Annotated in this window: 4 protein-coding genes; 2 read left to right on the plus strand and 2 right to left on the minus strand. The window is 41.2% G+C overall.

Annotated elements, in window-relative coordinates; translation table 11 throughout:
* Positions 1 to 473, minus strand: a 473-nt coding sequence (locus tag HP439_RS18415; protein ID WP_172391792.1) for a carboxypeptidase-like regulatory domain-containing protein, incomplete at its 3' end; no start/stop codon positions are given.
* A 350-nt stretch (positions 474 to 823) separates the two neighbouring features.
* On the opposite strand from HP439_RS18415, the gene HP439_RS18420 reads away from it, so the two are divergent.
* Positions 824 to 1,204: a DUF1304 domain-containing protein gene (locus tag HP439_RS18420; RefSeq protein ID WP_172391793.1), complete on the plus strand. Its 381-nt coding sequence runs from the start codon at positions 824 to 826 to the stop codon at positions 1,202 to 1,204.
* Positions 1,205 to 1,249: 45 nt separating this feature from the next.
* Here the strand turns inward: HP439_RS18420 and HP439_RS18425 are convergent, their stop codons facing one another.
* On the minus strand, positions 1,250 to 1,573 hold the full coding sequence (locus tag HP439_RS18425; RefSeq protein WP_172391795.1) for a hypothetical protein: 324 nt from the start codon (positions 1,571 to 1,573) through the stop codon (positions 1,250 to 1,252).
* 603 nt (positions 1,574 to 2,176) lie between these two features.
* On the opposite strand from HP439_RS18425, the gene HP439_RS18430 reads away from it, so the two are divergent.
* A complete protein-coding gene (locus HP439_RS18430; RefSeq protein WP_172391794.1) occupies positions 2,177 to 3,154 on the plus strand; it encodes an NAD(P)-dependent alcohol dehydrogenase in 978 nt (325 codons plus the stop codon).
* The last annotated feature ends 144 nt before the right edge of the window (positions 3,155 to 3,298 follow it).

A 3,298-nucleotide genomic window follows, 5' to 3' on the forward strand; every position in this document is an offset into this window, starting at 1 on the left:
GAGCTCCGATTAATTTGCATTCCGGAAACTTTTCCGGTAAGGTTGTTCATCGGATTTGCATCCTTGACCTTCGTTAGCTCGTCACCCTTAACTGTTTGAGTTGAATAGGACAAACTTTTGGCTTTCCGCTGAATCCCAAGAGCCGTCACTACGACATCGTCAATCCGTTCATTCTCCTGGGCTAGTGAAATAATAATATTCTGATCTTGCGGGGTCACCGTCTGAATAGTCGAGACATAGCCGACAATACTGACGTTAAGGGTTGCGGTCTCAGAGGGAACCTCGATGGTGAAGGCTCCAGATTCGTCGGTCGATGTTGCCGTTTGCGTTCCTTCGAGACGAACAGTTGCCCCTACAATAGGCGTTTTCATTTTCTGCTCGACAACAGTTCCTTTGATCGTTCGTTGCTGCCCGTAAGCGAGCTGACTAATTGAGATCAGCCAAATACAAAATAGAGTTAGGCTTTTGTACATATTGATAGTTTAATGTGAAATTAGTTTATAGATGTAACATTTATGATACATCCAATTAGACAACGGGGATTTTGGAAATATGTTATGCGATTAGCAACAAAAATGTTACAATTTAACCTTTTAGTCAAGTCGACCTGTTTTCCGGAGGAACAGCATTAAAACAAAGGCAATTCTGGGGTGGGATACAAAAGAATAAGTGGATATAAATATACAGTGATGAATAAAAGAATATTTCATGCACTTTGTCTTTTAATAGGTAGGTTTGTTAATTATAAAACAAGAACGAGCTTAGAAGCAACATTCCGATCAGTTTGTTAGCTTCACAAATAAAAGCCTGACAATCAATTGCCATGGAACAATTTATATTTATATTATCGCGAACTTTTGTTGCAATAGTTGCAATTGAGCATCTTTACATCCTATGGATGGAAATGTTTGCGTGGGAAACTGCTGGGAAGAAAGTTTTTAAAGGCTCTTTGCCCGAAGAACTGTTTAAACCGACTAAGAGACTGGCGGCGAACCAGGGGCTATACAATGGTTTCCTTGCTGCTGGCCTTATATGGAGCTTTTTAATTACGGACGTCGCCTGGAAAACGAATGTGTCTATATTCTTCCTAGCATGCGTAATAACTGCAGGGATATACGGGGCACTAACGGCATCCAGAAAAATTTTCTTTACGCAAGCATTACCGGCTATTCTGGCACTACTTTTCGTTCTGCTAACACTTTAGTAGCCGCCAAGATGGATGAATAGTCACAGCTAACAGTGGGGCCTATCATATCAACGAAAATAGATCATTAAATGATTCTGTCATAGAAGGATGAGTAAAGACCATATCTCTGACGACCCGGTAATCTAAGTCTGCGTTCATCGCTACCTGAATAGTATTGATCATTTCATTCGCTTCGGAGCATATTAGCGTACAACCTAATATTTTATTCGTCTTTGTATCGACAATTGTCTTTAAAAAACCCTTGGTACTCCGGTCAATCTTTGCTCGTGGAATACTCGTTACAGGTAACTTTGCCACTTTATAATCATATCCTTGATCTTTAGCCTCTCTTTCCCTCAGCCCAATATGTGCAAATTGTGGCGTCAGCTTTTAACAAATGTCACCGTAGAGAGAGTCGAGGATAATTAAACAAGAGGAAGCCTTAGAATGTTTAAGAAGATGTACAGCTTTTCCACAATACAGTTCTTTGGGATATGCTACATCCTTCAATCACTAGTGCGAATGGCAAGATATCCTTATTCATACACGCGTCTCACACAACACTCCCGTCAATTTTTCCCCATTTACTTTTCCATCTAACTACATTTTACTATATCGCCTCAATTGTTTCTAACAGGAGGGTATCAGAGTGATCGAATCGATGAAAATAACGGTAAAAGTTATTTGATATCTGCTAAATATTAAGCCAGTATTAAATATGAATTTCGTTTGCTTCGATAATAATGACAATGTTTACCTTTATTGAAAACAATATCAATAAAGGCGATCCGTTTAATTCATTTTTTTGGAGCCACCTTCTCTTAACGTATAGGATTTCACCGAGGGAGACTTGTTATCGGCAAATAATGTTCTTCGACGCCACATTATTGAGCTTCAAACGTAAAGCCTCGGCTAACGAAGCAGTTGAGGTTTGCAAATTAAAATCCCATTGGCTTTAGCCAGGGAATATGTCAATGAGGGAAAATCGAAATGAAAGCAGCTGTTTATACCCGTTATGGCGAACCAGAAGTCGTTAATGTTATAGATATGGCGATTCCTGTGCCTAATGACGACGAAGTGTTGATAAAAATCCATGCCGCGGCGGTAAATCGTACAGACACGGGCTTCCGCAGTGCTGAATATTTCGTCTCCCGTTTGTTTAGCGGGTTGTTGCGACCAAAGCAGCGAGTTCTTGGCTGCGAATTTTCCGGAGAGGTCGTTACAATCGGTAAAGACGTCCGCAACTTTAAAACCGGGGATCGGATTTTTGGTTATGATGACCGTAATTTTGGGGGACATGCAGAGTACAAGGTCATGTTAGAAAATGGGGCGGTCGCTCTTATTCCCGAAGGCATGGATTATATACGAGCTGCAGCAATGACCGAAGGAAGTCATTACGCTTTAGGTAATATTCGAGCGGCAAATGTGAAAGCTGGGGATGCCGTATTGGTATACGGAGCTACGGGAGCCATCGGTTCAGCTGCCGTACAGATACTTAAACATTTGAATGCCTTTGTCGTGGCAGTAGCAAACACCAAAAATGTGGATCTTGTAAAGTCTCTAGGTGCGAATGAAGTGATCGATTATCAAACACAAAATTTTTTAGAAACAACGCTTCGCTTTGATTTTATCTTTGATGCCGTAGGGAGGAGCTCTTTTGGCGCATGCAAACCCCTAATGAAACCGCAAGGCATCTTCATTTCGACCGAATTGGGCAAACGATGGGAAAACATCTGGTTAGCATTAACTACGCCGTTAATAAAAGGGAGAAAGGTATTGTTCCCTCTCCCAACAATAGATAAGACGGACGTACTGTATCTCAGAAAACTGTCAGAGCAGGGTTTGTTCAATCCAGTGATCGACCGTCAATACTTTCTAGAGGAAATCGTCGAAGCGCACCGGTACGTTGAATCGGGAAGGAAAACAGGGAACGTGATTGTTTGCATGCAGGCTTCGGACGCAATTTAAGCGCTACGCTCCAAGTTAGTAAGCGGGTGCTTCTTGATTCCCCTGTAACAAAACAATTTATAATTCCTGCATTTTCGGCTTCTTCAAGAAGATCTATTAAATAATTCCAATGAGCCCTCCAAGTCATCAAGATTCTTTTCTATG

Source organism: Sphingobacterium shayense, from assembly GCF_013179575.1.
Lineage (GTDB): Bacteria > Bacteroidota > Bacteroidia > Sphingobacteriales > Sphingobacteriaceae > Sphingobacterium > Sphingobacterium shayense.

Bases quoted from the DNA above. Each gene is read 5' to 3' on its own strand.
- HP439_RS18420 (WP_172391793.1), top strand. From the start codon at position 824: ATGGAACAATTTATATTTATATTATCGCGAACTTTTGTTGCAATAGTT.
- HP439_RS18430 (WP_172391794.1), top strand. From the start codon at position 2,177: ATGAAAGCAGCTGTTTATACCCGTTATGGCGAACCAGAAGTCGTTAAT.